The organism is Pedomonas sp. (assembly GCF_036515995.1).
Lineage (GTDB): Bacteria > Pseudomonadota > Alphaproteobacteria > Sphingomonadales > Sphingomonadaceae > Pedomonas.
The window spans coordinates 1-3,986 of sequence record NZ_DATBUP010000124.1 but is presented as its reverse complement, the minus strand read 5'-3'; the positions used below and the strand labels follow the sequence as shown (position 1 = coordinate 3,986).

Genomic DNA, 3,986 nt, shown 5'->3' with positions numbered 1-3,986 from the left:
GAGGTGATGGACTTGGCCAGAGAGAATGACGCCCAGCGCTGGTTCTCGCTGAAACCCAGAGCGTAGCGTTCAAGCACGATCCGCCCGTCACGCAGCACCAGCAGCCCAGCGACATCGTTGGCTTTCATGAAGCGGTCAATGTCCCACGCCTCCCCGCCGTGGGTGAAGGACAGGGCGAGCGGCTTCGCGGCCTTCGGCAGAGAACTGACCTGCTGGCCGCGCTTGGCCAGATGACCGGGAAAGATGCGCTCCAGCGTGCGGAAGCCGATCTGCTTTTCCTCGGGCGTCCAGGAGCGGAGCTTGTTGGGATCGAGCGGCTGTATATCGCTGACGGCGATGGGATGGCGGGCGACGGGCCGGGGCTTCGATGCGGATGGCGGCTTCGATACGGCTGGCTTCTCTACAGCTGACTGGGAGGCGTCTGCCGGCAGGATGTCGCTCACTGCAATCGGGTGATGCGCCTCCACGCCGGGCTTGCTGATCTGGGGCTTGCCCACCTGAGGCTTCTGAACGTCAGGCCCGGATACCGCTGCACCCGCTGCCAGCACTCCCGTAAAATAAGCAGCGCAGGCTGTGCCGAACAGTCCTGCCCGCAAGACCCTTATCGCCATGTGCCGCCTCCCCCTGCTGCTTTAATACATTGGGCGGGGCATTGGCCGGTAAAGCAAGAATATATTCCGTCTAAGGATTGGCCGCGGGATCGCTGGCTGAGGGCCTCGCCCCGGTGTCGTTCGCGCCGACCTGCATGAGAACGATTCCTGCAATGATGAGGACGACCCCGGCCAGCCGCCACGGGGTGATGATGCGCTGCTCGAACCCCGCCAGCGCGAAGCGGTCGATGAGAAGCGAGGCGACGACCTGTCCGCCGATGACCGCTACCATGAACACCGCCGCCCCCAGCCGGGGCGCGACGATGAGCGAGGTGACGAGAAACACGCAGCCGTACAGGCCGCCGAGCCAGACCCACAGCGGCGCACCGGCCATGGCAGCCGGACGCGGCACCGGTAGCCGCAGCGCCAGAATGACGAGCAAGGCGAGAACAAGACTGACGATCAGCGAGATGGCGGTGGCCCAAAGCGGATGGCCGGCGAAGCGGGCAAGCTGGGCATTGGTGCCTGCCTGAAGCGGTACGGCCGCGCCGACGATGGCGGTCGCCAGCAGCATCAGGACGTGACTCCACCAGGGCGTTGAGGACATGAACCTCTCCGAACTGTACTCAGGAACAGGGGCCGGAACTGGCCGGTACAGGAGAACGCTCTGCCCCCGATACCGATGCGGCTTTGATGCGGATGCGCTCAGGCACACGGTGAGCGGCACAGGGTGAGCGCCGCCGGGTGTAACGAAGACGCAGGCAGCTTGACCGGACTCATTCCGCCGCACCTCTCCCCTTGAGCATCGCAGCAATGCAAGCAAGGGCTTGCATCTGTCGTTCATTCGGGGAAACAGTTGCCGGTATGACGGAACAGACATCCAAAGCAGCATCCGACACGAGCAAACCCGCCGCCGAAGGCGCTCCTGAAGCCGCCCCTGCCGGCGCGGATAAATCGGACGCAGTTGCGACCGGCAAGGCGCGCAAGCCCCGCAAGACCTCGGCCGGCGGCTGGGGCGCTCTGACCAGCGTGGCGCGCTCGCTGCTGCATTCGGGCAACCCGGCCAAGAGCACGCTGACCCTGCGCGGCGTGAACCAGCCGCACGGCTTCGACTGCCCGGGATGCGCCTGGGGCGACCCGGAGCACGCCTCATCCTTCGAGTTCTGCGAGAATGGCGTGAAGGCCGTGGCGTGGGAGGCGACCAGCCGCGTTGTCGGCCCCACCTTCTTTGCCGAGCATTCGGTGGAGTGGCTGAAGCGGCAGGACCATCATTATCTGGAAGCGCAAGGCCGCCTGAAGCAGCCGATGCGCTATGAGCGCACGCTGGACCGCTACGTGCCGGTCTCGTGGGAAGACGCCTTCGAGCTGATCGGCCGGACGCTGCGCGAGCTGGACAGCCCGGACGAGGCGCTGTTCTACACCTCGGGCCGCACCAGCAACGAGGCGGCGTTCCTGTACCAGCTGTTCGTGCGCGCCTACGGCACCAACAACTTCCCCGACTGCTCCAACATGTGCCACGAGGCCTCCGGCATCGCCATGACCGAGCAGATCGGCACCGGCAAGGGCACGGTGCTGCTGGAGGATTTCGAGAAGGCCGACGCGATCTTCGTGTGGGGCCAGAACCCCGGCACCAACCACCCGCGCATGCTGGCCAGCCTGCGGGATGCGGCGCTGCGCGGCGCGAAGATCGTGGTGTTCAACCCGGTGAAGGAACGCGGGCTGGAGAAGTTCGCCGACCCCAAGAGCGTGAAGGACATGCTGCCGGGCGGCGGGGTGGAGATCGCCAGCCACTACTGTCAGGTGCGCGTGGGCGGGGACATGGCCGCCGCCAAGGGCCTGCTCAAGATTCTGTTCGAAAAGTATCAGGGCCGGTTCGATTACGCCTTCCTGCAGCAGCACACGGAAGGCTTCGAGATGCTGAAAGCGGACGCCGAGGCGACCGACTGGAAGGACATCGAGGCGCAATCCGGTCTGACGCGGCAGCAGCTTGAGCTTCCGGCGGAGATCTACGCCAATTCGGACAAGACCATCTTCACCTGGGCCATGGGCCTGACCCAGCACCGCCATTCGGTGGTGACGATCCAGACCCTGCTGGACATCCTGCTGCTGAAGGGGAACGTGGGAAAGCCGGGCGCAGGCCCCTGCCCGGTGCGCGGCCACTCAAACGTGCAGGGCGACCGCACCATGGGGATTACGGAGCACCCCTCGCCCCTGTTCCTCGACCGGCTGGAGGCCGTGTTCCCGATCAAGGCCCCACGCCATCCGGGCTACGGCACGGTGCAGGCCATTCAGGCCATGCTGGACGGCAAGGCCAAGGTGTTCATCGGCATGGGCGGCAACTTCGCCGCCGCAACGCCCGACACCCAGATGACCGAGGCCGCCCTCGCCCAAGCCAAACTGACGGTTCACGTCTCGACGAAGCTGAACCGCAGCCACCTGATCGTGGGCGAGCAGGCGCTGATTTTGCCCTGCCTGGGGCGCACCGAGATCGATCTGCAGAACGGCGTTGCCCAGATGGTGACGGTGGAAGACAGCATGTCGATGGTGCACGGCTCGGGCGGCATCAACAGGCCGGTCTCGCCGCATCTTTTGTCCGAACCCGCCATCGTTGCGGGCATGGCCAAAGCGACGCTGCCGGAGGTGAAGATCGACTGGGACGGGATGGTGGCCGATTACGGCCGCATCCGCAGCACCATCGCCCGGGTCATCCCCGGCTTCGAGGGCTATAACGAGAAGGTGAGCAAGCCGGGCGGCTTCCACCTGCGCAACAGCGCCCGCGAGCGGGAATGGAACACGCCGGGCAAGAAGGCGCGGCTGATGGGCAACCCGCTGCCCATTCCAGAATTCAGCGAAACCGGCATGGGCACGCCGGACTCCCCACACGTGTTCACGCTGATGAGCTTCCGCAGCCACGATCAGTACAACACCACGGTCTACGGCTATGACGATCGCTACCGGGGCATCTACGGCTACCGACGCGTGCTGTTCATGAACCGCGAGGATATGGACGCGGAGGGGCTGGCCGTGGGCGACGTGGTGGACATCCGCACCGCCATCGACGACGGGGTGAAACGGGTAGCCGAGGGCTTCCGCATCGTGGGCTATGACATCCCGCGCGGTCAGGTGGCCAGCTACTACCCGGAGACCAATGTGCTGGTGCCGCTGTGGAGCTATGGCGACCGCAGCATGACGCCGACGAGCAAGTCTATTCCGGTGGTGCTTTCCAAGCGCGACATCGTGGCGGCATGACGGCAGGAAACGGCGACACCACGCAGGCGGCCGGGCACATCCTCGACCGCCTTGCCGAGCTGCTGCCCGAGACCTCGCCGCTGGCGCAGGCGTTCCTGTTGATTCTGCTGGAACGGGAGGAAGCCAGGCTGGCGACGCTGGCGCGCA

2 protein-coding genes and 1 pseudogene are annotated in these 3,986 nt (G+C 65.6%); 1 reads left to right on the top strand and 2 read right to left on the bottom strand.

Going from position 1 to position 3,986, the window contains the following annotated elements:
* Both VIG90_RS09670 and VIG90_RS09665 read right to left on the bottom strand, forming a co-directional pair.
* Positions 1 to 611: pseudogene (locus VIG90_RS09670) on the bottom strand (hypothetical protein); the annotation flags it as partial.
* 70 nt (positions 612 to 681) lie between these two features.
* On the bottom strand, positions 682 to 1,197 hold the full coding sequence (locus VIG90_RS09665) for a DMT family transporter (protein ID WP_331593296.1): 516 nt from the start codon (positions 1,195 to 1,197) through the stop codon (positions 682 to 684).
* Positions 1,198 to 1,454: 257 nt separating this feature from the next.
* Here VIG90_RS09665 and VIG90_RS09660 point away from each other — a divergent pair, with 257 nt between their 5' ends.
* Positions 1,455 to 3,839, top strand: a complete 2,385-nt coding sequence (locus VIG90_RS09660) for an FdhF/YdeP family oxidoreductase (RefSeq protein WP_331593295.1) — start codon at positions 1,455 to 1,457, stop codon at positions 3,837 to 3,839.
* The last annotated feature ends 147 nt before the right edge of the window (positions 3,840 to 3,986 follow it).

Excerpts from the sequence above, each read along its gene's own strand:
- VIG90_RS09665 (WP_331593296.1), bottom strand. The coding sequence starts at position 1,197 with ATGTCCTCAACGCCCTGGTGGAGTCACGTCCTGATGCTGCTGGCGACC.
- VIG90_RS09660 (WP_331593295.1), top strand. The coding sequence starts at position 1,455 with ATGACGGAACAGACATCCAAAGCAGCATCCGACACGAGCAAACCCGCC.